General features: G+C 59.4%; 27 protein-coding genes and 1 tRNA gene. 22 read left to right on the forward strand and 6 right to left on the reverse strand.

What is annotated here, in order from left to right; genetic code table 11:
- Positions 1–149: 149 nt before the first annotated feature.
- The 15 genes from ffh (at position 150) to DCC24_RS08455 (ending at position 12,285) form a co-directional block, all read left to right on the forward strand.
- Positions 150–1,754 (forward strand): signal recognition particle protein, encoded by a 1,605-nt coding sequence (ffh, locus tag DCC24_RS08385; protein WP_110099479.1) that lies wholly within the window; start codon positions 150–152, stop codon positions 1,752–1,754.
- Between the two features lie 192 nt (positions 1,755–1,946).
- The gene (rpsP, locus tag DCC24_RS08390) at positions 1,947–2,393 is read left to right on the forward strand and encodes a 30S ribosomal protein S16 (protein ID WP_110099480.1); all 447 of its coding nucleotides are present in this window, start codon (positions 1,947–1,949) and stop codon (positions 2,391–2,393) included.
- Positions 2,394–2,395: 2 nt separating this feature from the next.
- A complete protein-coding gene (locus tag DCC24_RS08395) occupies positions 2,396–2,635 on the forward strand; it encodes an RNA-binding protein (RefSeq protein WP_110099481.1) in 240 nt (79 codons plus the stop codon).
- Between the two features lie 115 nt (positions 2,636–2,750).
- Positions 2,751–3,305: a ribosome maturation factor RimM gene (gene rimM, locus DCC24_RS08400; RefSeq protein WP_110099482.1), complete on the forward strand. Its 555-nt coding sequence runs from the start codon at positions 2,751–2,753 to the stop codon at positions 3,303–3,305.
- A gap of 5 nt (positions 3,306–3,310) precedes the next feature.
- Positions 3,311–4,027, forward strand: a complete 717-nt coding sequence (trmD, locus tag DCC24_RS08405; RefSeq protein ID WP_110099483.1) for a tRNA (guanosine(37)-N1)-methyltransferase TrmD — start codon at positions 3,311–3,313, stop codon at positions 4,025–4,027.
- A gap of 165 nt (positions 4,028–4,192) precedes the next feature.
- On the forward strand, positions 4,193–4,543 hold the full coding sequence (gene rplS / locus DCC24_RS08410; RefSeq protein WP_110099484.1) for a 50S ribosomal protein L19: 351 nt from the start codon (positions 4,193–4,195) through the stop codon (positions 4,541–4,543).
- A 29-nt stretch (positions 4,544–4,572) separates the two neighbouring features.
- Complete coding sequence (gene lepB / locus DCC24_RS08415) at positions 4,573–5,235, forward strand: signal peptidase I (protein ID WP_110099485.1); 663 nt, start codon at positions 4,573–4,575, stop codon at positions 5,233–5,235.
- A gap of 12 nt (positions 5,236–5,247) precedes the next feature.
- Positions 5,248–5,994: a signal peptidase I gene (lepB, locus tag DCC24_RS08420; RefSeq protein ID WP_110099486.1), complete on the forward strand. Its 747-nt coding sequence runs from the start codon at positions 5,248–5,250 to the stop codon at positions 5,992–5,994.
- Positions 5,994–6,716, forward strand: a complete 723-nt coding sequence (locus tag DCC24_RS08425; protein ID WP_110099487.1) for a ribonuclease HII — start codon at positions 5,994–5,996, stop codon at positions 6,714–6,716. The genes lepB (DCC24_RS08420) and DCC24_RS08425 overlap by 1 nt, the downstream gene beginning before the upstream one ends.
- A gap of 113 nt (positions 6,717–6,829) precedes the next feature.
- Positions 6,830–7,171: a DUF2469 family protein gene (locus DCC24_RS08430; protein ID WP_110099488.1), complete on the forward strand. Its 342-nt coding sequence runs from the start codon at positions 6,830–6,832 to the stop codon at positions 7,169–7,171.
- A gap of 142 nt (positions 7,172–7,313) precedes the next feature.
- Entirely contained in the window at positions 7,314–7,721 is a 408-nt protein-coding gene (locus DCC24_RS08435) for a YraN family protein (RefSeq protein WP_158524641.1), read from the forward strand.
- Positions 7,718–9,355, forward strand: coding sequence for a YifB family Mg chelatase-like AAA ATPase (locus tag DCC24_RS08440; protein WP_233492037.1), 1,638 nt, complete (start codon positions 7,718–7,720; stop codon positions 9,353–9,355). The genes DCC24_RS08435 and DCC24_RS08440 overlap by 4 nt, the downstream gene beginning before the upstream one ends.
- On the forward strand, positions 9,345–10,604 hold the full coding sequence (gene dprA, locus DCC24_RS08445; protein ID WP_110099490.1) for a DNA-processing protein DprA: 1,260 nt from the start codon (positions 9,345–9,347) through the stop codon (positions 10,602–10,604). Before DCC24_RS08440 ends, dprA begins: the two co-directional genes overlap by 11 nt.
- Before the next feature lie 26 nt (positions 10,605–10,630).
- The gene (locus DCC24_RS08450; RefSeq protein WP_110099491.1) at positions 10,631–11,638 is read left to right on the forward strand and encodes a tyrosine recombinase XerC; all 1,008 of its coding nucleotides are present in this window, start codon (positions 10,631–10,633) and stop codon (positions 11,636–11,638) included.
- A gap of 143 nt (positions 11,639–11,781) precedes the next feature.
- Positions 11,782–12,285 (forward strand): DUF3145 domain-containing protein, encoded by a 504-nt coding sequence (locus DCC24_RS08455; protein ID WP_110099492.1) that lies wholly within the window; start codon positions 11,782–11,784, stop codon positions 12,283–12,285.
- An 87-nt stretch (positions 12,286–12,372) separates the two neighbouring features.
- Here DCC24_RS08455 and fabF read toward each other — a convergent pair whose 3' ends face one another.
- The 6 genes from fabF to aceE form a co-directional block, all read right to left on the reverse strand.
- Positions 12,373–13,614, reverse strand: a complete 1,242-nt coding sequence (gene fabF / locus DCC24_RS08460; RefSeq protein WP_110099493.1) for a beta-ketoacyl-ACP synthase II — start codon at positions 13,612–13,614, stop codon at positions 12,373–12,375.
- A gap of 227 nt (positions 13,615–13,841) precedes the next feature.
- On the reverse strand, positions 13,842–14,087 hold the full coding sequence (locus DCC24_RS08465; RefSeq protein WP_110099494.1) for an acyl carrier protein: 246 nt from the start codon (positions 14,085–14,087) through the stop codon (positions 13,842–13,844).
- An 85-nt stretch (positions 14,088–14,172) separates the two neighbouring features.
- On the reverse strand, positions 14,173–15,228 hold the full coding sequence (locus DCC24_RS08470) for a beta-ketoacyl-ACP synthase III (protein ID WP_110099526.1): 1,056 nt from the start codon (positions 15,226–15,228) through the stop codon (positions 14,173–14,175).
- 4 nt (positions 15,229–15,232) lie between these two features.
- Entirely contained in the window at positions 15,233–16,171 is a 939-nt protein-coding gene (locus DCC24_RS08475) for an ACP S-malonyltransferase (protein ID WP_110099495.1), read from the reverse strand.
- A 125-nt stretch (positions 16,172–16,296) separates the two neighbouring features.
- Positions 16,297–17,529 (reverse strand): CdaR family transcriptional regulator, encoded by a 1,233-nt coding sequence (locus tag DCC24_RS08480; protein ID WP_110099496.1) that lies wholly within the window; start codon positions 17,527–17,529, stop codon positions 16,297–16,299.
- Between the two features lie 204 nt (positions 17,530–17,733).
- The gene (aceE, locus tag DCC24_RS08485; protein ID WP_110099497.1) at positions 17,734–20,484 is read right to left on the reverse strand and encodes a pyruvate dehydrogenase (acetyl-transferring), homodimeric type; all 2,751 of its coding nucleotides are present in this window, start codon (positions 20,482–20,484) and stop codon (positions 17,734–17,736) included.
- Positions 20,485–20,851: 367 nt separating this feature from the next.
- Between aceE and DCC24_RS08490 the strand changes: the two genes are divergently transcribed.
- The 7 genes from DCC24_RS08490 to DCC24_RS08520 all read left to right on the forward strand — a co-directional run bounded on the left by DCC24_RS08490 (position 20,852) and on the right by DCC24_RS08520 (position 26,871).
- A complete protein-coding gene (locus DCC24_RS08490) occupies positions 20,852–21,265 on the forward strand; it encodes a DUF3052 domain-containing protein (RefSeq protein WP_110099498.1) in 414 nt (137 codons plus the stop codon).
- Positions 21,262–21,777, forward strand: a complete 516-nt coding sequence (locus tag DCC24_RS08495) for a redoxin domain-containing protein (RefSeq protein WP_110099499.1) — start codon at positions 21,262–21,264, stop codon at positions 21,775–21,777. Before DCC24_RS08490 ends, DCC24_RS08495 begins: the two co-directional genes overlap by 4 nt.
- Before the next feature lie 20 nt (positions 21,778–21,797).
- A tRNA-Val gene (locus tag DCC24_RS08500) sits at positions 21,798–21,870 on the forward strand.
- Positions 21,871–22,108: 238 nt separating this feature from the next.
- The gene (locus tag DCC24_RS08505; RefSeq protein ID WP_158524642.1) at positions 22,109–23,005 is read left to right on the forward strand and encodes a MarR family winged helix-turn-helix transcriptional regulator; all 897 of its coding nucleotides are present in this window, start codon (positions 22,109–22,111) and stop codon (positions 23,003–23,005) included.
- Positions 23,006–23,101: 96 nt separating this feature from the next.
- On the forward strand, positions 23,102–24,019 hold the full coding sequence (ppk2, locus tag DCC24_RS08510; protein WP_183145565.1) for a polyphosphate kinase 2: 918 nt from the start codon (positions 23,102–23,104) through the stop codon (positions 24,017–24,019).
- Between the two features lie 124 nt (positions 24,020–24,143).
- Positions 24,144–25,658, forward strand: coding sequence for an NADP-dependent phosphogluconate dehydrogenase (gene gndA / locus DCC24_RS08515; protein WP_110099501.1), 1,515 nt, complete (start codon positions 24,144–24,146; stop codon positions 25,656–25,658).
- A complete protein-coding gene (locus DCC24_RS08520) occupies positions 25,648–26,871 on the forward strand; it encodes an MFS transporter (RefSeq protein ID WP_110099502.1) in 1,224 nt (407 codons plus the stop codon). The genes gndA and DCC24_RS08520 overlap by 11 nt, the downstream gene beginning before the upstream one ends.
- The last annotated feature ends 10 nt before the right edge of the window (positions 26,872–26,881 follow it).

A 26,881-nucleotide genomic window follows, 5' to 3' on the forward strand; every position in this document is an offset into this window, starting at 1 on the left:
AGCTACGGTTCACAGTGATGTGAGTTTCGCTCTGACTGAGGGGTCACGCTGGTATTCCTCAGGCAGACTTGACTATTTCTGAAGACCGACGTAAGTCTTGCTACCCTGGGTAGGAGCTAATAACCGTTTCCGAAGGAAGTTTCTTTCCAGTGTTCACATCTCTGACAGACCGTCTGACGTCGACCTTCAAGAATCTGAAGGGTAAAGGTCGCCTGACCGAGGCGGATATTGATGCAACTGCTCGGGAAATTCGCCGTGCATTGCTCGATGCTGACGTTGCTGTTCCCGCGGTGCGTGAGTTCATCAAGCGCGTGAAGGAACGTGCTTTGGGTGAAGAAGTCTCCCAGGCGCTCAACCCAGGCCAGCAGGTTGTCAAAATCGTCAACGCTGAACTGGAAGAGATCCTTGGAGGCGAGACCCGTCGCATCCAGTTCGCGAAAACCCCGCCCACCGTGATCATGTTGGTGGGTCTGCAAGGCGCGGGTAAAACAACCCTTGCCGGCAAGCTGTCCCGTCATCTTAAAGAAGACGGGCATACCCCGATGTTGATCGCAGCTGACTTGCAACGTCCGAACGCTGTTCGTCAGTTGGAGATCAACGGTGAACGGGCCGGAGTTCCTGTTTTTGCCCCCCACCCAGGCGTCTCCTCGGAGTTCGAAGATCCCACTGGTGACCCGGTCCAAGTTGCCCTGGACGGGGTTAATGAAGCGAAGAAACGGCAACACGACGTGGTGATTATCGATACCGCTGGTCGCCTCGGTGTCGACCAAGAGCTCATGCAGCAGGCCTCTGATATCCGAGCTGCGACTAACCCGCAGGAAGTGCTGTTCGTCCTCGACGCGATGATCGGTCAGGACGCGGTGGCCACCGCTCAGGCGTTTAACGAAGGTGTCGGTTTTACCGGTGTCGTCCTGTCGAAGATGGACGGCGACGCTCGCGGTGGCGCCGCACTGTCGGTCAAACACATCACGGGCAAACTCATCATGTTCGCCTCCACCGGGGAGAGCATCAAAGACTTCGAAGTCTTCCACCCCGATCGCATGGCATCACGTATCCTCGACATGGGTGACGTGATGAGCCTGATCGAGCAGGCCGAACGTAACTGGGACAAGGCCGAAGCCGAAAAGATGGCGAAGAAGTTCGCCGGGCAAGAAGACTTCACCTTTGACGACTTCTTGTCGCAGATGCAGCAACTCAAGAACATGGGGTCAATGAAGAAGCTGTTGATGCGGATGCCCGGCGCCCAGAGTATGCGCCAGCAACTTGACCAATTCGACGATTCCCACATTAACCGTATTGAAGCTATTATTCGGTCGATGACCCCGCATGAACGGAACGCGCCGAAGATCCTGAACGGATCGCGACGCGCTCGCATCGCAAAAGGTTCTGGGGTTAAAGTCTCTGACGTCAATACTTTGGTCGAACAGTTTGGCCAGCTTCAGAAAGTCATGAAGAAGATGGCCTCGGGTGGAGGCATGCCGAGTATTCCTGGCATGCCCAATATTCCCGGTATGCCAGCGAGCGGCCACGGGGGCAAGAAAAAAGGTAAAGGTGGCAAAAAGAACGCCAAGAAACAGCGCTACGGCAATCCCGCTAAAGCGGAGGCTGCAGCGCGGGAGCAAGCGCAGAAAGCCGCTAACCGTCCCAAGCCAAATCCCTTGAAAGGCAGCTCTTTTGGTGGTGCTCAAAACTCTCAGGGAATGGATCCCAGTCAGCTCAACTTGCCGAAAGGCTTCGAGAAGTTCCTGAAATAGGGGTTATCCACCACGGGGCGTCGAGTGGAAATAAGAGTGCGTTGTCTGGCATAATGGTCCGGTACTGATTCGCGGAGGAAACGACCCTCTATCCTTTCCTCTGCGTTTCCGTTCGCACGCTACGTTTCAGCTTTGATCCCCAGTGAAAACGTTGACGTGCACTCAATGTGAGAAAGAGGAGTAACCACAACAGTGGCTGTAAAAATTCGTCTGAAGCGTCTGGGTAAAATTCGTTCGCCGCACTACCGTGTTGTGGTGATGGATTCCCGCACCAAGCGTGATGGTCGTGCCATCGAAGAGATCGGTCTCTACCACCCGACGCAGAACCCTTCTTTCATCAAGATTGACTCTGAGCGTGCTCAGTACTGGTTGTCGGTCGGCGCTCAGCCGACCGAACAGGTCCAGGCTTTGCTGAAGCTGACCGGCGACTGGCAGAAGTTCAAGGGCGAGTCCTACGACGAGTCCACCTTGAAGCAGCCGGAAGCTAAAGAGGAGTTTGTTGCTCCGCAGAAGGGGTCGGTGATTATTCCTGAGGCCATTACCCCGAAGGGTGATGACAAGGAAGAAGACCAGGCTGAAGAGAGCACCGCTGAGTCTGCGACTGAAGAGAACGCAGACAGCAAAGAAAAGTCTGAATAATCATGTTGCAAGAAGCGTTGGAACACCTGGTCCGAGGGATCGTTGATTATCCCGAGGACGTACAGGTTGACCTCCGTGAAAACCGCCGTGGCGAGCTTCTCGAAGTGCGAGTAAATCCCGACGATCTCGGCCGTGTCATTGGCCGAAAAGGTCGGACCGCCAATGCCCTGCGCGCTGTCATTGACGGGCTGGCCGGATACTCGGTGCGAGTAGACGTGGTTGACACGGACCGTCGTCACTAAAAGCAGAGATGACCTCGAGGGTTCCTAGAACACCGATGACATTGTTCTAGGAACCCTCGGTGTTTTAACATGACAACCACCCAGCACCAGCAGGTACTAAGGAGCAAGAATCGGCATGGCCCAGGAAAAGCTAGACGGGCTCGTGAGAGTGGCCCGGATCGGCAAACCCCACGGCATTAAAGGCGACGTCACCGTTCAGATCTTCACAGACACCCCGGAAACTCGTTTTGTTCCCGGCGCGGTGCTCACCGTGGACCATGGAAAAAAAGACTCGCCACTAGCTGGTAGCCTGACGGTCAACAACGCCCGCTGGAATAAGCATATTTTGCTTCTGTCCTTCGAAGAGTTCAGCGACCGGAACCAGGCCGAGCAGTACCGTAATTGCCAGCTCTATGCTGAACCGGAAGACCTGGAAGACGATGACGAGGCGTGGTACGCCGAGGACCTGGTCGATTTTACGGTCAAGCTCGACTCCGCCGAGGGTGAGACGATCGGTACGATCTCAGCTCTGCTCCCTGGGGAGGCCCAGGACTTGCTCGAAGTCACACGCACCAACGGCACGACAAGCCTCGTACCCTTCGTGGTCGAAATCGTTCCGGAGATCGACGTGGACCAACAACTGGTGATCCTCACCCCGCCTACGGGCTTATTGGAACTGGGACAGGACTAATCTCGATGCGCATCGACATTATTAGCATCTTTCCCGAGTTTTTCGATGTTCTGGACGTCTCGCTGATCGGTAAAGCCCGCCACAAGGGTCTGCTGGAGATTCATGTCCATGATCTCAGGGACCAGACCACCGACCGGCATCGCACCGTGGACGATACACCCTACGGTGGTGGGGCTGGAATGGTCATGAAACCGGAGCCGTGGGCACGTGCTCTGGAAGAAGTGGCATCCCACGGCAAACACCTGGGCTATGGCACACCGCATTTAGTGATCCCGACTCCGTCCGGGGAGGTTTTCGCTCAACCCACCGCCGCGACCCTAGCGGACTGCGAACATCTGGTTTTTGCCTGCGGACGCTACGAGGGCATCGATGAGCGCGTCTTTGCATGGGCTGAAGAACTCTTCGAGGTGCACCTTGTGTCCTTGGGCGACTATGTGCTCAACGGGGGAGAAGTTGCGACCTTGGCCATGATCGAAGCTATCGGGCGATTGATTCCTGGAGTGGTAGGAAACCCTGCGTCGCTGGTGGAAGAATCCCATTCAGATGGGCTCTTGGAATATCCGGTCTACACCAAACCCGCGACGTGGCGGGGACGAGAGGTCCCCGAGGTACTTCTTTCCGGAGATCATGGCAAAGTCGACGCGTGGCGTTTAGCACAAGCTGAGGAACGAACCAAGACCCGCAGACCTGATTTATGGAAAATCCGCAAGGATCTGGCATAATAGATACTCGTGCCCGCTGGGTCCGCTGTCTGCCGCGGGGGATAGCGTACCGCCTGTGTGCACCGGGACAACCCTCAACAAGGGTGTCTCGATATTTCCATCGCAAGACGTCAAGAGCTTGCTGTATGACGTGGGTGACCTGCGGCGTCCCACCAGGAGAGATCCATGAACATCTTAGATCAGCTCGATGCAAAGTCGAAGCGCAACGACATTCCTGATTTCCAGGCCGGCGACACCGTCGCTGTGCACGTGAACATTATCGAGGGTAAGACGCAGCGTGTTCAGGTTTTCGAAGGCTACGTTCTGGGCCGTCAGGGCTCGGGCCTGCGCGAAACCTTCACCGTGCGCAAGACGTCCTTCGGCGTCGGTATTGAACGTAAGTTCCCGTTGCACTCTCCCGTGATCGACAAGATCGAGGTCAAGAAGCGCGGTGACGTGCGTCGTGCCAAGCTGTACTACATGCGCGATCGTCACGGTAAGGCTGCTCGTATTCCCGAGAAGCGCGTTGACTCCTAGTCAGCGCTGATCAGTAGCCTGTCCTGACGGTGACACAGCAGAACCAGCAACGGACCGTGAGCCCTGATGATGGCTCGCGGTCCGTTGCTGTGTCGGGGAAAGCCAAAGCCCTGATGTGGGGGCTGATTTTCGTGCTGGTGGTGGTGCTGGCGATCGTGTTCACCTTGCGCTGGTGGTTTAGCGACTCGTACGTGATTCCTTCTGAGTCCATGGAACCCGGGCTACACGTCGGAGAGCGTATTTGGATCGATCCGGATTACTACGAGCACCACCCGGTAGAGCGCGGAGATGTGGTGGTCATCGATGCTCAAGGCTCATTTACCCCCTATCAACCGGAACAACCGTTCCAGGACGTGCTCGAAAGCGTGGGAGCATGGATCGGCATCGCCCCGAGCCGTGACAACGTGGTCAAAAGAGTGATTGGCATCAGCGGAGACCGGGTCACCTGCTGCACCGCGAACGGTCGCATCGAAATCAACGGCCGCCAGCTCCACGAAGAGCACTATCTTGCTGAGCCTGACCGGCCTGCCTCAAGCACAGCGTTTGACGTCACGGTGCCCGAAGACAGAGTCTTTCTCCTGGGGGACAACCGGGAATCCTCCCTCGATTCTCGGGATTTGCTGGGTGCCCCCGGTGGCGGCATGGTGCACAATGAACGCGTGCTAGGACCTGTTCGAACTTCCAGAGAGTAGAGTAAATCCACGATGAGCAAATTAGACAAGGACGTTGATCTGAACGAGCAGTCCGATGATGTTGCATACCAGGGTGATGACCGCCAAGGCGCACCGAGCCTGGGACGTCGTATCTGGGTCAATGTGCGAGAAATCCTCATTATTGTCGTCGCTGCTCTCGTCCTGTCTTTTATCATCAAAACTTTCTTCTTCCGGGCCTTCGTGATTCCCTCCGGATCAATGGAGAACACTCTGCAAGTCAATGACCGGATCTTCGTCAACCTCATGGTTCCCGGGGTGGCCGACCTGAAACGCGGTGATATCGTCGTGTTCGAAGATACGCAGGGCTGGCTCCCGCCGGTCGACGGCGACAGCAACGTCTTTGAGACTGTGTTCGAAGGCGTCGGCCTCCTCCCAAATTCCTCAGAACAGCACCTGGTGAAACGCATCATCGGCATGCCTGGCGATCACGTCACCGTCGATGAGCAGACCCGCAAGATTCAAGTCAACGGGGAGATCATTGACGAGCCCTACGTGTATCCGGGTGCCTCGGGATCCGACCAAGACTTCGACGTCACGGTGCCTGAAGGCAAGCTCTGGGTGATGGGCGATCACCGCAATGCCTCGGGAGACTCCCGGGCCCACCAGGAAGGGCCCAACGACGGATTCGTTAACGTCGATGATGTGGTCGGACGTGCTGAGGTCATTGCCTGGCCCATTGACCGGTGGGGCCCGGCCGGGTCGAATGATGAACCTTTCAACGACGTGCCTGAACCCTAATGGTTGCCGACGCTAGCTTCGCGACAGAACGTCAGCTCGCCGCCGACGAATGTACCCACCGGCCCGACCACTATCCCAAAGACACCATCCTGGTGGCCGGCATGGACGAAGTCGGACGCGGTGCGCTGGCTGGACCAGTAACGGTGGGGATCAGTGCTGTTTCGCCATTCACCACGCTCCTCATCCCGGGGCTGCGGGATTCCAAGATGCTGTCTGCCCGACGTCGAGAAACTCTCTCAGACACGATTCACACATCGTGGATGGTGGGCATCGGCCACGCCGAGCCTGCAGAAATTGACCGGTGGGGAATCAACGCCGCGCTGGCGGTCGCCGGGCACCGGGCCTGGTATGACCTGGTGAGGCGACATCACCGAGTGCCCGATGTGCTAATCCTGGACGGAAAATTCAACTGGCTGTTAAGCCTGCCGGTCGAGGTCGCTGAGGACCAGCGGCATCTCCCGGATGAGCTTCGACTACATCTACAGGTCAAGGCCGACCGGGACTGTGCGAGTGTGGCTGCCGCCTCCATAGTGGCCAAAGTCTGTCGCGACCGACTGATGACCGAGGCTGACGCGTTCTACCCCGACTACGGCTGGTCTCATAACAAAGGATATGGCTCGGCACAGCATCGCCAAGCACTGCGCGATCAGGGCATCTCCCCATATCATCGGCGGAGCTGGCATCTGATTCCGGCACCACATCGTCAAGACACACTGCTGTAAGATTGGAGGAGTCGCGCAGAAAGTATTCGGCCGTCGAGCGTAATCGGAGCCTCGCCGGTGTCGTATCCGCTACGCCTCGCCCCGGGGTAGCCAGGATTACCTATGATGGAGATATGCACGACTCCGAGGACGATCTTGAAGAATACCATGCCACTCAGGAGCTCAACCTCTACAAAGAATACCGAGACGTTCTGCACCTGTTTACACACATCGTTGAAACCGAACGGCGGTTCTATCTAACGAATCACGTGGAGCTCACTACAGTGGAGGACAAGGGGCAAACTTACTTCGAGGTCTACATCGAGGATGGGTGGGTCTGGGATGTGTTCCGTCCTAACAGGTTTATTCATAACGCCCGCGTGGTCTCGTTCAAAGACGTCAATATCGAAGAGTTGCCACATCAGGATCTCGACGTGAGTACGCAGGCCGGACTGGGCCCCGAACCGTATGCCTAATCTCGTGGTGTGTTCCTGGTGGTCTTCTGGGGGCGTGGTTGTTGTCCACAGGTGGTGGGTCGTGTTGTGATTGTCCACAGAAATTCACCAGGTACTGAGCTGATTCTGCGGGGATTTCACACTGGTTGTGGAGGTGCAATCAGTGAGAAACTCTCAAACATCGCAGACACAACGCAACCCAAGACGTCACCGCGATCGCCGGTGCTTTGGTACACACGGTGAAGAACTAGCAACACAGCTTCTGGTAAAACGTGGTTACACCATCCTGGAAAGACAGTGGCGGTCACGTGAGGGCGAAATCGATATTATCGCCGTGGCCGGTGGCGACCTGGTGGCCGTGGAAGTCAAAACCCGTGGTGGGATCGGTTTCGGTACCGCCGAGCAGGCGCTCACTCCACACCAACTTCGTCGCATTCAGCGAGGCTTGCTGAGTTACCGGGCCCAACATCCCCAGCTTGGGCACACTCCGGTACGAGTTGATCTGCTTGCCATCACTGTGGGCACGCAACGTCAGCACGAGGCGCGGTTGTTCCAGGACGTGATGCTATGAACCCCGAATACGACAACAACCCTGCATCGGCTACCGCGGACGCGGTCCTGGACTCCATGGTGTTGAATGTGACTGAACCAGTACGCATCGGGCGTACCTACGCGATGGCGCTCAGTGGCCTGCACGGGGAACCGGTCACTGTTGAAGCAGATATCGGGGGAGCGTTGCCCGGATTTACTCTGGTGGGCCTACCCGATCAGTCACTGAACGAAGCGAAAGATCGTATTCGTGCAGCAGCGCGAAATTCGGGAATGCCGATCACCCGACGGCATCTGACGGTGAATCTCACTCCCGCTGGACTACACAAGAGCGGACCATTGTTCGATTTGGCCATCGTCATGGCAGCCTATGGCGCCGAGTATCGGGTCAACGATGAAACCGGGCCGGTGTTTCTGGCGGCTTTAGGTCTCGATGGAACCTTGCAGCACGTTCCTGGACTGCTGGCAGCGGTACTCGCTGCACAAAAGGCCGGGTTTGACACAGTTGTCGTGGCCGAGGCCTCGAAGAAAGAGGCCGAACTAGTGTCCGGGGTGACCGTGTTGTCGTATCGTCATCTCAGCGCGGTCCTGGAGGATTTCGGTGCAGCTGTCCGAAGTGAGAATTTCGATGTGTTCACCGCATCGGCCCCGGAGGCAACAATGCCGGAACCTGAGCGGCAGGATGGACTGGACTTCGCAGAAGTTGCCGGGCAACACCACGCACGCTGGGCACTGGAAGTCGCCGCTGCTGGCGGGCACCATCTGCTGTTCCAAGGGCCTCCGGGATCAGGCAAAACCATGCTCGCCCAACGATTACCGACGATCCTGCCACACCTGGACGAAAAGGTATCACTGGAAACAACCGCGATTCACTCGCTGGCCTCCTCACAGGCCAAGGTGATCGATAGCATCACGACACCACCTTTTCAGGCCCCTCACCACACTGCTTCACTAGCGTCCGTGATTGGGGGCGGAACCCGGCAGGCCCAACCAGGCGCTATCTCGTTAGCTCACGGCGGGGTGCTTTTTCTCGACGAAGCACCTGAATTTGACCGACGCGTCCTCGAAGCTTTGCGTGAGCCACTGGAAAACCGTCACATCGAATTATCCCGGCTGCGTCATAACGTCACCTATCCCGCCTCATTCCAGTTGCTTCTGGCAGCCAACCCGTGTCCGTGTGGGTGGGGATATGCCGGATCACGCCGATGCTCCTGCACATCCGCTGTCAGACGACGGTACAACGCGCGACTGTCGGGACCTCTTTTGGACCGCATTGACATCCTCGTCGGGTTGCACCCGGTGACATCCCGCGACCTAAACCGTCGCGGGATGCAGCCGGAGTCATCCGCCACGATTCGCCAACGAGTTTTGGCAGCCCGCGCTCGCCAAGCCGAGCGACTAAAAGGCACGGGCGTCCGCGTCAATGCTGAGATGAACCAACGCTTACTCCATCACCCGTCGCTGAGCGTTAGCCCCTCGGCTCGGGCGATACTCGACAGGAGCCTGGACCGCGGCGAGATCACCGCACGTGGGTATTCACGTATCCTCAAAGTCGCCTGGACCTTGGCCGACCTAGCAGAACAAACCCATCCCGGAGTCGACGAAATCGACATGGCCTTCCATCTTAAACTGTGGGGGAGCGAACATGACCGGTAGCCAGGGGACCTTCAGCGAGGAAGAGTTCGAGCAGATCGCCTTCGCTCGGGCTGGACTGACCCAAATCATTGAACCAGCAGATGCACTCGCCACACAGATCATCACTGTGGTCGGTCCCCTGCGTGCAGCGGAATTCGTGCAAGGGTCCGCCCCGACTCACCAGGAATGGGCGCATCTGGTGGAAGGCTTCGACGACCTCGGGCTGAGAGGAAAGAGCACGAGAAAGCTTCGCGAGATCCTGTCTCGCTGGAAAGACAAACGGGATCATTATCGTCCGGCAGCCATATTGCCAGACTTTCGGCGCAACGGGGGTGGTTTCCTCATTCCGGAGGACCACCGCTGGCCGGTCGCGCTCAACCGTCTGGATCACACCACCCCGGTGGCGCTGTGGACACGAGGACCGGGGCAGATCCCTTCTCACTCACACTCGGTCGCCGTTGTCGGCAGTAGAGAAATCTCCCCGTACGGACGGAGGGTGACCGAGGAGTTCGTGAGCCTGCTGCGGCACAAACAGCGCACTATTATCTCCGGAGGCGCCTACGGTGTGGACGCCCTAGCGCATCGAACAGCCTTGGCAACAGACAGTGGCCAGAAGGCTCCCATCTCGACCATGGCCGTCATGGCCGGAGGATTAGATCAGTATTATCCATCTGGAAACCAGGAGTTGCTGGCCGATATCGCGCGCACCGGAGTGCTGATCAGCGAGCTCCCTCCTGGTGCCAGACCCAACCGGTACCGATTCTTGAATCGAAACCGACTGATCGCTGCGCTGAGCTCCCTGGTGTTGATACCGGAATCCCGCTGGAGATCCGGAGCCCAAAACACCGCTCACCATGCGCTGGAGATGGGTATTGCTGTGGCCGTCGTTCCTGGATCTATTCATTCGGCAGCCTCGGCAGGTTGCCACCGGCTATTATCCGAAACTCCAGCCATGATCGTCTTTGATCACGACTCGCTCGCTGAGATGCTGGACGATATCGGGCCGGTCACACCAGTCGTACCAGCAGATCAGAAATCTCATTGCCGGTACAGTGACGTTTTAGATCAGCAGCTGTCTTACGAACAACTCATCCTTTATGACGCGCTACCACTGCGACGCTATGCCGCAATGGACGAAATCTGTGCAGCCAGCGGGCTCAGTGCCCGCGAGGTTGCCCGGAACCTTCCGAAACTGTCTCGCGCCGGTTTAGTTCATGAACGGCACGGGCAATATCGAGCGCAACGGGTGGCCATGTCCTCGTCACAGTGAACGCGCCAACGTGGCAGAGTAGAGGCATGAGCGGTTCCGGGCAGTCCACACTCCACATCACTGATGAACAGTGGATCGAGGAGTTCTGTGACTATCTACACTTTGAACTCAATCGGTCGCCAAATACTGTCACGGCTTACCGCAGTGATTTATACGCTCTAGCGGAGTATTGTTCGACCCAGCGGGCAACACAGACCACGACGTCACAGTCCGCCGTGTTACCGGATATGGAGCTCTCAGACCTGCGAGGGTGGTTAGCTCACCTGCACCGCCAGCATCATTCTCGAGCGAGTATCGCGCGCAAAACAGCATCAGTCCGCCGGTTCTTCGGTTGGGCCAAACGGCAGGGCCTCATTGAGCACGACCCAGCGTTACGTCTACGGACCCCCAAGAAGCAACAACATTTGCCTGCGGCTCTCACCCAAACTCAAACCAGCCAACTGTTGGACCAGATGGGAGCACCCGCTACAGAAGAAACGGGAGAACACTTAGCAGCATCCCACCCTTGCACCCCCACCCAACAGGCTGTTGAATTGCGAGATATCGCCATGATGGAACTACTGTATGCGACCGGCATGCGCGTGGCCGAACTCGCCGACCTGAACGTTGCCGATCTCGACACCGCTCAGAACACCGTACGGGTCACGGGGAAAGGGCGCAAACAACGCGTCGTTCCACTGACCCAGTCTGCGCTAGACGCAACTGCCCGCTGGCGTGAACAGGGCCGACCCCACCTCGTGAAAGCCTCGACACCGGTCGAGGCCCTTTTTCTGGGCGCTCGCGGTGGTCGTATCGGTGTCCGCCAGGTTCGAGAGATGGTCGATCGTCATTTACGAGCCCTTGGATCGACCTCGGCGTCAGGGCCACACGTTTTGCGACACTCCGTGGCCACACACCTGCTCGATGGTGGTGCTGACCTTCGTTCCGTTCAAGAATTGCTGGGACATTCATCATTACAGACGACTCAGCTCTACACACATATCTCCATCGAACGGCTACGCGATGGATATCGTCAAGCTCACCCTCGGGCCTAAATAATCGTGGCGAACGCCGAGCTGGAGTCCTTTCAGCCAATAGTGCATAATGGAAGAGGAATGTCATTTAACGTGGCATAACAACCTCAGAAAATATTTTCCGGTCGTAGGGGAAGACGTACCAGAAAATATGGAGGGTGGTTATGTCTTTACCAATGGCTCATGGCGTGTTGTACGTCCATTCCGCACCAGCAGCGCTCTGCCCGCATATCGAGTGGGCAGTCGGCGCCGTTCTTGGTGCCCAAGAAAAAATGGATTGGGTGCCACAACCGGCCGCGCCGGGAACCTACCGCACCGAAATCAACTGGCGCGCGGAGCAGGGTAGTGGCGCAAAGCTTGCCTCATCACTGCGCGGGTGGGCTCATCTGCGCTATGAAATTACTGAAGAGGCTTCAGAAGGTTCTGACGGTTCCCGGTGGTCTCACACGCCCGAACTGGGCATTTTCCACGCCACCACCGACGTGACGGGCAACATCATGGTGTCCGAAGACCGAATTCGTTTTGCCTACGAGCAGGCGGCAGGAGAACCATCCGCGGTCTATCACGAGCTCAGCCTGGCTCTCGGGGAGGCGTGGGACGAAGAACTCGAGCCGTTCCGTCAAGCAACCGACGGGGCCAATGTCCGCTGGTTGCACGAAGTCGGCTAAGCCAGCCTTCTACCCTCCTCCATACAGTTCAGCCCGGGTCCATGATGGACCCGGGCTGAACTGTTCGTCGGTCTTTGTCGTGGGGCCTTAGACACTGCGGAAGGCCACGACAGCATTGTGGCCACCGAATCCGAAGGAGTTCGAAATGGCCAAGTGCTGGCCTTCAGGAAGGGTCGTTTCGTCCGTGACCACATGGAACGGGATGTCCGGGTCCTGGTTTTCCAAATTGATAGTGACCGGTGCCTGACGATCGGCCAAAGCTTTCACCGTCAGTACCGATTCGATGGCACCCGAAGCACCCAACAGGTGACCGGTCTGAGACTTGGTGGCCGAGACGGGAATCTCGGAGATGCGGTCACCGAATACCGAGGCTAAGGCCAAGTACTCGGGCTTGTCGCCAACAGGCGTTGAGGTGGCGTGGGCGTTGATGTGGACAACGTCATGCGGTGAAGCCTGAGCGGACTCCAGAGCCTCCCAGACCGCGCGGGAGGCTCCCAGACCTTCGGGCTCGGGTGCGGTGATGTGGTGCGAATCGGAGGTCACACCGGTACCGGCCAGCTCGGCATAGACGCGTGCCCCACGAGAGGTAGCGTGGTCTTCGGATTCGATCACCAGAGTGCCGGCTCCCTCACCCAGGACAAAGCCGTCACGGTCAACGTCGTACGGGCGAGAAGCAATCTGGGGGTTGTCATTGCGCTTGGATAGCGCCTGCATGGCAGCGAAGCCGGCCACCGGCAACGGGTGGATCGCGGCTTCAGAACCGCCGCAGACCACCACATCGGCGGCCCCAGAACGGATCAGGTGTAGAGCCTGGTCGAGCGCTTCGGTGCCGGAAGCGCACGCAGACACGGTGGTGCGAGCTCCAGCTTCTGCGTTGAGCTCCAGCGAGATCATGGCCGCGGCGGCGTTGGGCATCAACATTGGCACAGTCATCGGCATCACCCGACGTGGCCCACGCTCCCGCAAGGCGTCCCAGCTCGACAGCAGTGTCCAGACCCCGCCAATTCCGGTACCGTAGGCAACCGCCAGTCGTTGCGGATCTAGCTCAACATCAGTCAACCCGGCGTCAGCCCAGGCCTCGCGGGTAGCAACCATGGCGTACTGCGTGGTGGGATCCATGCGCTTGAGCTCGACACGGGAGAGCTTGTCTGCGGGATCATCGGACAGGGTGCAGGCGAAGTGCACCGGGAGATTATATTCTTCGACCCAATCTTCTTCGATGGTGCGGGCGCCTGAGGTTCCGGCCAGAGCGTTGGCCCAGAACGTCGGAACGTCGCCACCAATAGGCGTGGTGGCACCGAGACCGGTGATCACAGCTTTGCGAGTCATGCTTTCAGCCTTTTATCTTCTGCAGGGCCGAAGACCACAGCCTTCGGCCACTAAATCGGTCGGTGTAGGTGTGTGGGCGGCCACAAGGGGCACCTCTGCGACAGCCTCCGGGTGCGGCCCTAAGACGTGCCATGTCGTGAAACAGACGTGACAGGGGCATGTCTTAGGACCGCTCCAGAATGCTCATGGGTGCGATCAGCGACCGCGAGAGTGTGTCCTGGTGAGTCTTAGCTCTGAGCTTGAACGATGTAGTCGACGGCATCCTGGACGGTCTTGAGGTTCTTGACTTCCTCGTCTGGGATCTTCACGTCGAACTTCTCTTCAGCGTTGACCACGATGGTCATCATCGAGATGGAGTCGATGTCCAGGTCATCGGTGAAGGACTTGTCCAGCTGGATCTCTTCAGTCTCCAAGCCGGTCTCTTCGTTGACGATCTCAGCCAGTCCAGCCAGAACTTCTTCCTTGTTAGCCATGAGCAATACTCCTTTTCACAACGTTGGCGTGTTTGTCAGCGGTGGTCTGTCGTCAGATGGGAAGACAACCCGACGGCTCAAAGCCTTAGGGCAGTCGAACCACCTGGGCGCCGTAGACCAAACCGGCGCCAAAACCTATCTGTAGGGCCAAGCCTCCGGACAGCTCGGGCTGTTCTGTTAGCAACCGGTGCATGGCCAGCGGGATCGAGGCTGCCGAGGTGTTGCCCGCATCGGCAATGTCTCGGGCGATAGCCACGGTGTCGGGCAGATCCAATTGTTTCGCGAACTCGTCAATGATACGCATATTGGCTTGATGGGGGATGAACGCCGCCAAGTCATCAACGGTCACCCCAGCTGCGGTCAAGGCATCGTGAGCAGCATCGGACATCGACCACACAGCCCACCGGAAGACCGAGGGGCCGTTCTGGCGCAGTGTCGGCCAGAGCTTATCGTCTCGATCAACGATCTCGGAGGCATCAGCGTGCTTCTGAGCCTTTTCCAGGGCGTCGCGAACATCCAGCATCGAGTGGGTCATGTGAATGGTGTCCCATCGGGAACCATCAGCGCCCCACACAGACCGACCGATGCCCGGTTCCTCGCTCGGGCCCACGATCACAGCGCCGGCGCCGTCACCGAGAATAAAGGAGATCGACCGGTCGGTCTCATCGATAATGTCAGAGAGTTTTTCGGCACCAATGACCATCACATGGTCGGCTGCTCCGGACCGGATCAGGGCATCTGCCTGGGCCACACCGTAGCAGTAGCCAGCACAGGCGGCTGAAATGTCGTAGGCCGGAGCCGGGTTGGCGCCGATGTTGTCGGCGACCTTGGCTGCCGCTGAGGGGGTCGCGAAGGGGAAAGTCACTGTGGAGATGATGACCACATCGATTTGGTCGCCGGTCATTCCGGCCGATGTCAAGGCGTCTTCGGCTGCGGCGGTGGCCATATCAACCACGGAGGTCTCAGCATCAGCGCGGTGGCGGGTGATGATCCCGGTGCGTTGCCGAATCCATTCGTCCGAGGAGTCGATAGGCTCAACGATATCGTCGTTGGGGACCACCAAAGTGGGACGGTAGGCGCCGACTGAGAGAATCCGGCTACCTGCTCGAAGAGCCGATTGCTTCAGGGTCACTGTACTCATCTGATCATCCTTCAACTGCAGCACCGAGGTGCTCGGCGATAAATTCTTGGGCGGGTTCGAGGTCCTCGGGTGTCTTAATAGCCAGGGTCTTGACGCCCTTCAGCCCGCGCTTGGCGAGGCCGGTGAGGGTACCGGCGGGCAACAGCTCGATCAGTCCGGTGACGCCGGCATTTCGCAAGCTCTCCTGGCACAGATCCCACCGCACCGGGCGGATCAGCTGGGACACCAGTCGGTCCAGTACCTCTGTGCCATCCGTGACTTCTTGGCCATCGCGGTTGGACAACAGGCGCACGGTGGGATCGGCGGGAGACAAGGTGTCGGCGAAGTCATGCAATCCGGCCACGGCTGGTTTCATGTAATCGGTGTGGAACGCTCCGGCGACCTTCAGCGGGATGACCCGGGTTTTATCGAGCGGGTCATCGGCCAGGGCCTGGAGATTTGCTTCGGCACCGGCGGCCACGATCTGGCCACCACCGTTGACATTGGCCGGGGTGAGGTCGTGGGCGCGGATATGGGCGCTGACCTCCTCCGGGTCACCGCCAATCACCGCGGCCATGCCGGTCGGGGTCGTCGCAGCAGCTGTAGCCATACCAGCGGCGCGGACCTTGATGAAATTCAGGGCGTCGGATTCGGTCAGCACCCCGGCCAGGGCACTGGCGGTCACTTCACCCACGGAGTGTCCGGCGGTGATCCAGCCGGAGGGATCCAGACAGCTGAGGTTCAGGGCGCGTGCGGTAATCAGTCCGGCAGCAACAATCAGGGGTTGGGCCACGGCGGTGTCTTTGATGGTCTGTTCATCTGAGACCGTTCCGTGGGCGAGCAGATCAATGCCGGTTGCCTCAGAGTAGGTGCCCAGACGTTCGCGGGTATCCCCCAGTTCCAGCCAGTCTGTCAGGAATCCTGGGGTTTGAGAACCTTGTCCGGGGCACACAATTGCAAGCATAGATTCAACTCTCCCAAACTCGACGACGATTCACAGGCGAGACACAGCACGAAGCTCACACCACACTATTGTAGGAAACCTACAAACCACGGTCGAGGTATCAATGTCGGCCGAGTGCGCGGTGATCAGTATTCACGCGATGTATTCGCCTCCATGAGTCTACCGGTTGCCAGCGCAATTTGTAGGACATATGCATCTCGAGGGTTCAGGGGATCTTTGCCAGTTAACCTCGCGATCCGACGCAAGCGGTACCGAACGGTATTGACGTGAATGAACATATCGCGGGCGGTGGCTTCCAAGGAGTGACCCAGCCGTAAATAGCTGTCCAATGTTGAGATTATGGCCTCGCCGGCAGTCTTCAGCGGCTGGTAGTAGAACCGCACGAGCAGTCGTTGGGCTCTGGCGTCACGGTTCAACACGCGTTCTGCTAACAGCTCAGAGGCCGCAATCGGGCGCTGGGCCCCCGGGTAGGCCGGAGCCGCGTGGAGTCCGGCGATCGCTTCGTGGGCGGCGTGGTGGACCTCGCGGAGTGAATCAACCGGGGAGGAGTAAATCACGGGACCGTCTCCAAAGAAGGGCGTGAACCGTTCGATGAGGTCGTGACGTCCTTCTGCCGAGCCCAGCACGAGGAGCATTTGTTCGGAGAAAACACCCACCAAGGCCTCCACGCGGGCCCGGGTGGCGGTTTGGCGTAGCTGCGGTAGGACCGCCGGTTGGTTTTCCGACGGGGTATTACCGGCGATTACCAGGATGCCACTGGTGGCCCGCCAGCCCAGGGCGGCAGCTCGTGATTGGATTTCTTCGGGGTTCTCACCGCGCAGCACCGAGTCGAGTAGTAGTGCTTCCAGACGGGTGTCCCAGGCTCCGCGCTTCTCGGCAGCCCTGGCGTAGACGTCAGCCAAGGCGAAGGCGATCTCTCGGGAGTAACGCAAGACCGCTTCTCGGATGGTGCTCCGGTCGGATTCGGCGACCGCGGTGGGCAGGTGAGTTTCTACCGTGTCCAGGATGGATCGCAAGAGCTGGGAGGCTCGTCGCAAATTCACGGTACGAGACAGTTCCACCGGTGCATTGGCGAACACCGATGCGAGCACCCGGTTCATCTGATTAGCCGGGCGGGGCTGGTCGGTGGCGAACCAGTCGATGAAGGCCTGCAAGCCTTGTTGGGCGATAGCTCCCAACGAGGCACGTTGTTCGGCTTCCAACTCGCGATACCAGCTCAAATCGGTTTCCAGCTGCCGCAAGATGCTGGTTTTCAACACGCCGACCTGGCTGGAGAGCTCTTTGAGGGCTTCCTCCGACAGCGTCGGTGGTCGTCTCGCAGACGATTGGTGGTCGGTCTCGTTGGTGTTCTCACGCATGAGTTTGAGTTAGGTGATGTGGTGTCTCTGCTATGTCTGTGCGGTTGCTGATCGGGACGGGTGCCGGAACCGAATAAATCGGTGCCAACGGCGGATCTGCGTCTTCCCAGACGGGCGTGCCCCGGTCTGCGCACGACAGCTCGGTGGCCACCACGGCAGTTCCGGGGCACAACGCCGGGGAAGTTCGCGCAGGGCAGGGGGTCGTTAGGCGTCTCCTCCGGCGGTACCGGTGGTGCCGGCAGTGACATCATCAATCCGGTACTGGGCGAAAGCCTGGGCGGTCGTGCCCTCGGGCACCTCGCCAGTGGCTTCGAGTTCCTTCAGAGCGCGCACCACGGTTGAATGAGCGTCATTCGTGAAGTACCGACGTGCCGCGGCCCGAGTGTCGGCAAAGCCGAAGCCGTCAGCGCCCAACACGGCGAACCGGTTGGGGATGTAGGGGCGTAGCTGGTCGGGCAACAGGGTGACGTAGTCGGTGGTGGCCACGATCGGACCGTCGACGTCCTGGAGCACCTGGCTGATATATGGCACCTGGTCCTGCTCATCGGGATGCATAAAGTTGTAGTGCTCGGTGGCCACGGCCTCGCGACGTAGCTCCGTCCAGGACGGCACCGACCACACATCTGCGGAGACCCCCCAGTCATCAGCCAGCAACTCGGCGGCTTCAATGACCCAGGGCAGGGAGACACCCGAGCCGAAGAGGTTGACCTTCGGGCCACCGTGCTCCGACACCGAGTAACGGTAGATACCCTTCAGCAACGACTCGACGTCGAGGTCTTCGGGCTCTTCGGGGTGCACGATCGGCTCGTTATAGACGGTCAGATAGAAGAGCACATCACGGTCCAGCGGATCCCCGTCGTGGTCGCCGTACATCACATCCAAACCGTGGCGGACAATGTGGGCGATTTCGTAGGAGAACGCCGGATCGTAGTGGCGGACCGCCGGGTTCGTGGCAGCCAGGATCGGGGAGTGGCCGTCCATGTGCTGAGTGCCTTCACCGGTCAGGGTAGTCCGACCGGCGGTAGCCCCAATCATGAAACCACGGGCCAGTTGGTCGGTGGCCGCCCACACCAGATCCCCGGTGCGCTGGAATCCGAACATCGAGTAGAAGATGTAGACCGGAATCATGATCTCGCCGTGGGTGGCATACGAGGTACCCAAGGCGGTCATCGCCCCGGTGGCACCGGCTTCGTTAATACCCACGTGCAACAGCTGGCCCTGGCTTGATTCCTTATAGGACAGAAACAGGTCGCGGTCTACGGCCATATAGTTCTGCCCGCGCGGGTTGTAGATCTTGGCGGTGGGGAAGAAGGAGTCCATCCCGAAGGTGCGGGCCTCATCGGGGATGATCGGAACGATGCGCTGACCGATATTCTTATCGCGCATGATATCCCGAAGCAGACGCACGAAAGCCATCGTGGTCGCCACTTCTTGCTTGCCGGAGCCCTTCCGCGCGTGCTTGTACAGCTTCTCATCGGGCATCGCCAGCTGATCGTAGTTCTCTCGACGCTGTGGCAAGAAACCACCCAGTGCCTCACGGCGCTCCATCATGTATTTGATTTCCGGAGCGTCCGGCCCTGGGTGATAGTAGGGCACGTGGTACGGATCGGCCTCGATCTGCTCATCGGAGATCGGGATCCGGTGACGGTCGCGGAAGACCTTGATGTCCTCCACGGTCAATTTCTTCATCTGGTGGGTTGCGTTACGACCTTCGAAGTGGGTGCCCAGACCATAGCCCTTGATGGTGTGAGCCAAAATCACCGTGGGCTTGCCCTTGAACTTCAGCGCGGCATCATAGGCGGCGTAGACCTTCTTATAGTCGTGACCGCCACGCTTCAGGCCCCAGATCTCATCATCAGACATATCGGCAACCAGTTCCTTGGTGGTCGAAGACCGACCAAAGAAGTGTTCGCGCACAAAGGCGCCATCTTCGGCTTTATAGGTCTGGTAGTCGCCATCGGGGGTTTCATTCATGATGCGCACCAGTTCGCCGGTGTCGTCGGCTTCTAATAGCGGATCCCATTCACGACCCCACAACACCTTGATCACGTTCCAGCCGGCACCGTGGAAGTAGGCTTCCAGTTCCTGGACGATCTTGCCATTACCGCGGACCGGGCCGTCGAGACGTTGCAGGTTGCAGTTGATCACAAACGTTAGGTTGTCCAGCTTGTCGTTGGCTGCAATATGCAAAGCACCGCGGGATTCAGGCTCATCCATTTCGCCATCGCCCAAGAACGCCCACACGTGCTGCTCCGAGGTGTCTTTAATACCCCGGTTGTGCAAGTAGCGGTTAACCTGGGCCTGCTGGATTGCATTCAGTGGGCCGATCCCCATCGACACGGTGGGGAACTGCCAGAAGTCCGACATCATCCGCGGGTGAGGGTAGGAGGGTAGCCCGTGGTCGCCCTTAGATTTCTCCTGGCGGAACCCGTCTAGATCCTCTTCAGTTAGCCGGCCCTCGAGAAAGGCTCGAGCGTAGTTTCCCGGGGAGGAGTGGCCCTGGAAGAAGACCTGGTCGCCACCACCGGGGTGATCGGGTCCGCGAAAGAAGTGGTTCAAGCCCACTTCGTACAGGGTGGCCTGGCCAGCGTAGGAGGAAATGTGGCCACCGACCTCGATGCCTTCACGCTGAGCGTGCTGGACAATCATGGCAGCGTTCCACCGCAAGTAATTACGGTACCGGCGTTCCAGTTCTTCATCGCCGGGATAATCCGGTTCCTGGTCCGCCGGGATGGTGTTGACGTAGTCGGTGGTGGTCACCATGGGAATAGACACCGACTTGGAGCTAGCCCGCTGCAAAAGATTGCGCATGATGTACTCAGCGCGTTCGGTGCCCCGTTCCTCGAGCATTCCGTCAAAAGATTCGATCCAGTCCTGTGTCTCTTGGGGATCCTTATCCGGAACGTTGTCGGTCAATCGATTGCGGATGTGGGAACTTTCTTCAGCTGCGCTCACGTCGTGAACCTCTCTTCATCGGTGGTATCGCCACCACATTGGGTTGCGTCATCACGGTGACCAGATCGCAGACCGGTGGGTGTGCGAGCTGGTGCTGATACTTTCGAGAATACCGCGTGCAGCGGAGTTCAGACACGCTCAGGACGCGATCGTTACCTGTCTCACGGTCGCCATCGAGCCGGTCAAAACGGTGTACGAACGGGTAACGACAGCATGTCGACGCAGTAACGTTGGGCCCAACCGTAGCGACCGAGCGTGGCATTGTTGCTAACGTCACCGGCGTCGATATGCTAGAGATACTGACTAACGCCGGAACCGGGCCGATTCGGTTCCGGCTGTTACCCTCACACATCACAAGGAGCGTGTCGTGAACCAATCGGCCGGCCTCGTTGAGGCCCTGGGCCTGTCCGTGGGCGATATTGTTCAAGAACTGGGATGGGATGACGATATCGACTTCCAGTTTCGCAACGGTTTGGAAGACGAACTCGGCGAGCCACTGTTGGCCGAAGATGACCGCGAACCGGTCGAGGCCGTTTTACTGTGGTGGCGATCCGATGAAGGCGACGCTCAAGATCTCGCCGATGCTCTCGTCGATGCCCAAACCAATCTGGCCGAAAACGGCGCCATTTGGTTGTTGGTGCCCAAACCGGCACAAGAACTCCATGTGCCGCCGTCTGATATTGAAGAGGCTTGCCGCTCGACCGCATTGCGTCGCACCTCCCAGGCGGGAGTGTCTGACAGCTGGTCAGCCACTCGGCTGGAAGTCGCCTCACCGCTGTGAGCTCGCCCGGTGCCCTGTCGGCACGAGACCAGTACGGCCAGAGGTGGTCCTCTCCGTTCCTGGCACCCGAGAGAACCGAGTGTTCGTTGGCGGGGGTGTGGCTGTATTTTCTTCCCGGCGCGTTTACGCCGGTGTGCTCCCGCGAGTTGACCGCCCTTCCCACACTGGTCACCCAGCTGAGCGAAACCAGGGTGGGACTGCGTGTGGTGGCGGTGGATTCTGTGGCCGTGCTCCGGGTGCTAGCCGACCAGCTCTGGGGCGCGGATGATCCCGCCACGGGGTCGGCGGGTCCCATACCGTTACTATCTGACTTCTGGCCACACGGCGCGATTGCCGAGAGCTTCCAGGCGTTTGATCCCGCTACCGGTAAGCCATTGCGACACAGTGTGCTACTGGATCGCGCTGGTGTCGAACGAGCCCGCGTGACCGGTAGCGCGCTCCAGCCCCGGGAACACACCGAGCACCTGCGGTTGGCTCAAGAGCAATTTGGCGAAACTCCACCGCTGGGTTAGGATAGTCTGCGTTATTCTTCGGGTCTTTAGCTCAGCTGGTAGAGCAACTGGTTTACACCCAGTAGGTCATCGGTTCGATCCCGGTAGGACCCACTCTGTGCTGAATGTGTTAGCCAACCGTCCAGATCGCCACGGTGCGAGGGTGGTTGAGAACTCCGGGCGATGAACCACGTGGTCCAGGTGGTTTTATCGCCTTTTTTGTGTTCTACGTCGTCCATGATCTGAATTACTTGCGGGTATATAATGAATTGTTCCGACATAACGGGAAGTTGTCAGACCGAGACGTGAGATGCCGCGTACTCAGGGAGCGTGCTCAAGGGGGCCGGTGGCCATGGGAAAACTCAACGCTGTACAAAAGTACTTCGGCTACCAGATGCGACGATTGGATGGCCGGTATCTCAGGATCTGGAACGAGGTGATTGACCTCGATCTCACGCCCGTGCAGTTCTCCGTGTTGCTATCGGTGCAACGGCTCTGCGAACTCGACGATCAGCCCGTCGACCAGCACGCTGCTCTGGAGGCAACCGGCGTGGAGCGAGCCCAATCCTCGGAACTGTTTCGTCGCCTGGAAGACACCGGTTGGGTCACCCGGCACCCCGATCCCCACGATGGGCGACGACGGACGATCTCGTTGACCGGCCCAGCCAAGATTGCCACGGAACAACTGAAGACCTCGGTCCAGGTGGTCCAACACCGGCTGTTGGATCCGTTGAATCCCGAAGACGCCACGTGGGTGATCGACCAGTGGCGCATCATTGGACGACTGACCGAGGATGACCTGTCCTGGTCCTACCCCGGAGATATGGTGCGACGGGTCTTAGACCGCCACGCAACCCTGTGGTCTCGTAGCGTGGAGTGGAACCACTACAAACCCGAGGAAATGTGCGTGCTGGTGACGGCCGGTTTGCATCCGGGCATTTCCCAAACTGAGTTGGCACGCCACGTGGGGTTGGACCGATCCACCACCTCGGCAATTGTCACCCGGCTGGTGAAAAATAAGCACGTGGTGCGTCAGGTGGCTGAGCACGATCACCGAGAGCGTGCTGCGGTGATCACTGAGCAAGGTAACGAATTCGCCACGCAGTTATGTGACCGGGTCACCAAGACCGGCCGGCGGATGACCCGTGCGTTGAGCAAGCGCGACCGAGAACGGCTCCGCGATTTGCAGTGGCGTGTGGTGGAAACCGAAAACCGAGAACTGTTCACCGCGGATTCACGTGACCGTTAGTCGGAGCTTGACCGAGCGGTTATATTGACGGTGGTGGTGGGTTCGACGCCGAGTGCACCACAGCAATCTTGACCCGTACCAGAGGAGACAACGACCATGCTGGAAATGTTGGAACCGGATTCCCCGCGCCAGAATCTACGTGAATTTATTGACGCCATGCGCGAGGGCGGGTACACGGTCTCGGACGGTCACACCCCCGACCCCGATCTGATTGATCCTTTGGGTAAGGCCGTCGACACCTGGCGCGAAAACTACCCGTATGAGGAACGCCTGACTCGTGAAGAATACGAGCTCGAGAAGTACCGGCTCCAGATCGAATTGCTGAAACTGCAGTACTGGACCCAGGACACCGGGCAACGCCACATTATCGTTTTTGAAGGTCGCGACGCTGCGGGTAAGGGTGGCACGATCAAGCGCTTCACTGAGCACCTCAACCCTCGTGCTGCTCGAGTGGTGGCGCTGAATAAGCCCACCGAAGTTGAATCGGGCCAGTGGTACTTCCAGCGCTACATCAACCACTTTCCCACCGCCGGGGAGATGGTGTTATTTGACCGCTCCTGGTACAACCGCGCCGGTGTGGAGCGCGTGATGGGCTTCTCCACCGACGAGCAATACAAGACCTTCATGAACCAGGTGCCACTGTTCGAGAAAATGCTGGTGGAAGACGGCATCCACCTGACCAAGTTTTGGTTCTCGGTCACGCAGACCGAACAGCGCACGCGGTTTGCGATCCGTCAGCTGGACCCGGTGCGTCGCTGGAAGCTGTCGCCGATGGACTTGGAAGCTTTGGACCGGTGGGAAGACTACACCGAAGCCAAAGAAAAGATGTTCATGCACACCGACACCGACCACGCCCCGTGGATTACCGTCAAATCCAATGACAAAAAACGCGCCCGTCTGAACGCAATGCGCTACTACCTTTCCCAGTTTGACTACGACGACAAAGACTACGATGTCGTCGGTGAACCCGATCCGCTGATCGTTCAGCGTGGCCGGGATGCCGTGGGAGACTAATCGTCGACCAGAATCCTCGCTGCGGCTCCCGCTTCCAGGACGGGACACCACCCGGGCGCTAGACTAAACGGGGACGGTCCCCGCCCCGACCGACGCTTTCGCCTGCCAGGAAAGGATCCTTTCGATGAGTGCGGAACCCACCGAGACAGCCACCGAGTCCTCCCCAGAGCCACGCGCCGATATTGCGGTCACCGGTCTGGCAGTGATGGGTGCCAACCTTGCCCGCAACTTCGCTCGCCACGGCTATGTGGTCGCTGTCCACAACCGATCCGCCGAACGCACCGAGTCGTTGCTCGCCGAGCACGGTGACGAGGGCGAATTTGTGGGGACCGAAACCCTGGCCGAGCTGGTCGCTGAGCTGAAGCGCCCCCGTCGGGTGCTGGTCATGGTCGCTGCCGGTGCGGTGGATGCCGTGATCGCAGAGCTAGCTGAACTCCTGGAGCCCGGGGATGTGGTGATCGACGGTGGCAACTCCCACTACCCGGACACCATCCGTCGCGAACAGGCCCTGGCTGAGCGGGGCCTGCACTTCGTGGGAGTCGGCGTTTCCGGTGGGGAAGACGGCGCACTGAACGGCCCGGCCATCATGCCCGGTGGCTCCCCGGCCTCCTACCAGAGCCTGGGCCCGATGCTCGAAGACATTGCCGCTGACTTCCAGGGCGACCCGTGCTGTGCCTGGATCGGCCCCAATGGGGCCGGCCACTACGTGAAGATGGTGCACAACGGGATCGAATACGCCGATATGCAGGTCATCGGTGAGGCCTATGATTTGATGCGCCAGGTCGCCGGCATCTCACCGGCAGAACAGGCCGAGATTTTCGCCACGTGGAACACCACCCAACTGGAGTCCTACCTGATCGATATCACCGCCCAGGTTCTGGGCCACATCGATGCCACCACTGGCAAGCCCCTGGTGGATGTCATCGTTGACAGTGCGGGACAAAAAGGCACCGGTCGCTGGACCGCGATCTCTGGGCTGGACATTGGCTCCGGAGTCGCCGCGATCGCTGAGTCCGTCTTCGCCCGTACCGTCTCGTCACAGCGTCAGGTACGAGCCCAAGCCCAGCAGCTTCTCTCGGCCGGGGCTGAACCGGTGACCATTGACGACCGGGAGGCTTTCATCGACGATGTGGCCCAGGCACTATATGCCTCCAAGCTGGTGTCTTATGCCCAAGGCATCGACATGCTCACCACCGCGGCAGCCACCTACGACTGGCCATTGGATATTGGCACCATCGCCTCGCTGTGGCGGAATGGTTGCATCATTCGCGCCCGGTTGCTCGACGAGATCATGCAAGCCTATGGCGGACGCGATGTGACCCGGCACCCCGATCCGCAGAATTCCGGAGCCGGGGACTACCCGGCAAACCTGTTGTTCGCCCCGAAGTTCACCGAAGCGATCACCGCAACTCTTCCGGCCTGGCGTCGTGTGGTCGCCACCGGTGTGGCGGCGGGTGTGCCGGTCCCGGTGTTCTCCTCGGCCCTGGCCTGGTACGACCAGATGCGCGCCGAGCGACTGCCAGCGGCACTGACTCAGGGCTTGCGCGACTACTTTGGCGCCCACACCTATCAGCGCGTCGACCGCCACGGGTCCTTCCATACCCTGTGGTCCCAGGACCGTTGCGAGATTGAGCACTAGCCACACACCGCCTGCACCTTACCGGCGCGCACGGGCCGCCACCGCCGTGTTGTTTCTGACCAACGGGGCCCTGTTCGCCAACCTGTTGCCACGCTACCCGGAGATCAAAGACTCGCTAGGACTCAGCGACGGGGTCTTCGGTATTGCCGTCGCCGCGTTTCCCGCCGGAGCGATCCTGTTCGGACTCCTGGCCGCCCGGCTCGTGCGGGCTTTCGGGTCCGGGCTGATTGCCGCGGTCTTTACCGCACTGGTGGCTGTTGGTCTGCTCGGAGCGAGCTTGGCCCCCAGCCTCTGGGTGCTCATGCTGTGTCTGCTGATTGCCGGTGGCGCTGATGCGGTGGCCGATGTTTCCCAAAATGAGCACGCCTTGCGTGTCCAAGCCGGATACCACCGGTCCATCATCAATTCCTTGCACGCGGTCTGGTCGCTGGGTGGGGTGCTGGGTGGGGTCATGGCAGCCGGGGCAGTGGGGCTCACCCTCCCGCTACCGGTACACCTGAGCCTCTCCGGGGCGATGTTCACGCTGGCGGCTGTTGGGGCCTGGTGGTGGATGCTCCCACGCCAACACACCGGCACTGCACCCGGGCAGGTATCCATCGAGAGTCACCCGACACCGGGGAAACGTTGCCGCCTGCCGATCCGCTGGTCGAGCCTTGGATTCCTGCTGGTGCTGGTCTTGATCGGCAACACCGGGACCATGGTTGAAGACGTCGGGAACTCCTGGGCGGCCCTGTATCTCTCCGAGGAACGTGGCACCAGCCCCATCGTGGCAACTATGGGGTTCACCACGCTGATCACCGGCCAACTGATGGGCCGGTTGGTCGCCGACCCGCTGATTAACCGCTTCGGGCTACGCCCCATCCTCAGCCTGGGTGGTGCATTGATCGGGCTCGGGCTCGGTGTCGCGTTGCTGTTCCCATCGGTCTGGGGCACCATCCTGGGAGTCGGCATCGCCGGATACGGCTCCGCGGCTCTGGTCCCCGGCGCCTACGATCAAGCCCACCGTATCCCGGGCTTACCCGAAGGAACCGGCCTCACCCTCGTGTCCTGGCTGATGCGGATTGGCTTTCTCATCACCCCACCGGTGGTCGGTGCACTCGCCGAGGTCAGCGAGCTACGCTGGGCGCTGCTGGTGGTTCCCGCTGCCGGAGTGCTCACGATGTGGTTAGCCCGGTGGATCCCGGACACGCAGACGGCTGGGGCCCGAGCCTAGGGCAAGGTCC

Source organism: Auritidibacter sp. NML100628 (assembly GCF_003185985.1).
Lineage (GTDB): Bacteria > Actinomycetota > Actinomycetes > Actinomycetales > Micrococcaceae > Auritidibacter > Auritidibacter ignavus.

Bases quoted from the DNA above. Each gene is read 5' to 3' on its own strand.
- lepB (WP_110099486.1), top strand. From the start codon at position 5,248: ATGAGCAAATTAGACAAGGACGTTGATCTGAACGAGCAGTCCGATGAT.
- dprA (WP_110099490.1), top strand. From the start codon at position 9,345: ATGACCGGTAGCCAGGGGACCTTCAGCGAGGAAGAGTTCGAGCAGATC.
- DCC24_RS08440 (WP_233492037.1), top strand. From the start codon at position 7,718: ATGAACCCCGAATACGACAACAACCCTGCATCGGCTACCGCGGACGCG.
- rplS (WP_110099484.1), top strand. From the start codon at position 4,193: ATGAACATCTTAGATCAGCTCGATGCAAAGTCGAAGCGCAACGACATT.
- DCC24_RS08430 (WP_110099488.1), top strand. From the start codon at position 6,830: ATGCACGACTCCGAGGACGATCTTGAAGAATACCATGCCACTCAGGAG.
- gndA (WP_110099501.1), top strand. From the start codon at position 24,144: ATGAGTGCGGAACCCACCGAGACAGCCACCGAGTCCTCCCCAGAGCCA.
- DCC24_RS08470 (WP_110099526.1), bottom strand. From the start codon at position 15,228: ATGAGTACAGTGACCCTGAAGCAATCGGCTCTTCGAGCAGGTAGCCGG.
- DCC24_RS08395 (WP_110099481.1), top strand. From the start codon at position 2,396: ATGTTGCAAGAAGCGTTGGAACACCTGGTCCGAGGGATCGTTGATTAT.
- fabF (WP_110099493.1), bottom strand. From the start codon at position 13,614: ATGACTCGCAAAGCTGTGATCACCGGTCTCGGTGCCACCACGCCTATT.
- trmD (WP_110099483.1), top strand. From the start codon at position 3,311: ATGCGCATCGACATTATTAGCATCTTTCCCGAGTTTTTCGATGTTCTG.
- DCC24_RS08505 (WP_158524642.1), top strand. From the start codon at position 22,109: ATGGGAAAACTCAACGCTGTACAAAAGTACTTCGGCTACCAGATGCGA.
- DCC24_RS08465 (WP_110099494.1), bottom strand. From the start codon at position 14,087: ATGGCTAACAAGGAAGAAGTTCTGGCTGGACTGGCTGAGATCGTCAAC.
- DCC24_RS08425 (WP_110099487.1), top strand. From the start codon at position 5,994: ATGGTTGCCGACGCTAGCTTCGCGACAGAACGTCAGCTCGCCGCCGAC.
- ppk2 (WP_183145565.1), top strand. From the start codon at position 23,102: ATGCTGGAAATGTTGGAACCGGATTCCCCGCGCCAGAATCTACGTGAA.
- DCC24_RS08455 (WP_110099492.1), top strand. From the start codon at position 11,782: ATGTCTTTACCAATGGCTCATGGCGTGTTGTACGTCCATTCCGCACCA.
- DCC24_RS08450 (WP_110099491.1), top strand. From the start codon at position 10,631: ATGAGCGGTTCCGGGCAGTCCACACTCCACATCACTGATGAACAGTGG.
- DCC24_RS08480 (WP_110099496.1), bottom strand. From the start codon at position 17,529: ATGCGTGAGAACACCAACGAGACCGACCACCAATCGTCTGCGAGACGA.
- DCC24_RS08475 (WP_110099495.1), bottom strand. From the start codon at position 16,171: ATGCTTGCAATTGTGTGCCCCGGACAAGGTTCTCAAACCCCAGGATTC.
- rimM (WP_110099482.1), top strand. From the start codon at position 2,751: ATGGCCCAGGAAAAGCTAGACGGGCTCGTGAGAGTGGCCCGGATCGGC.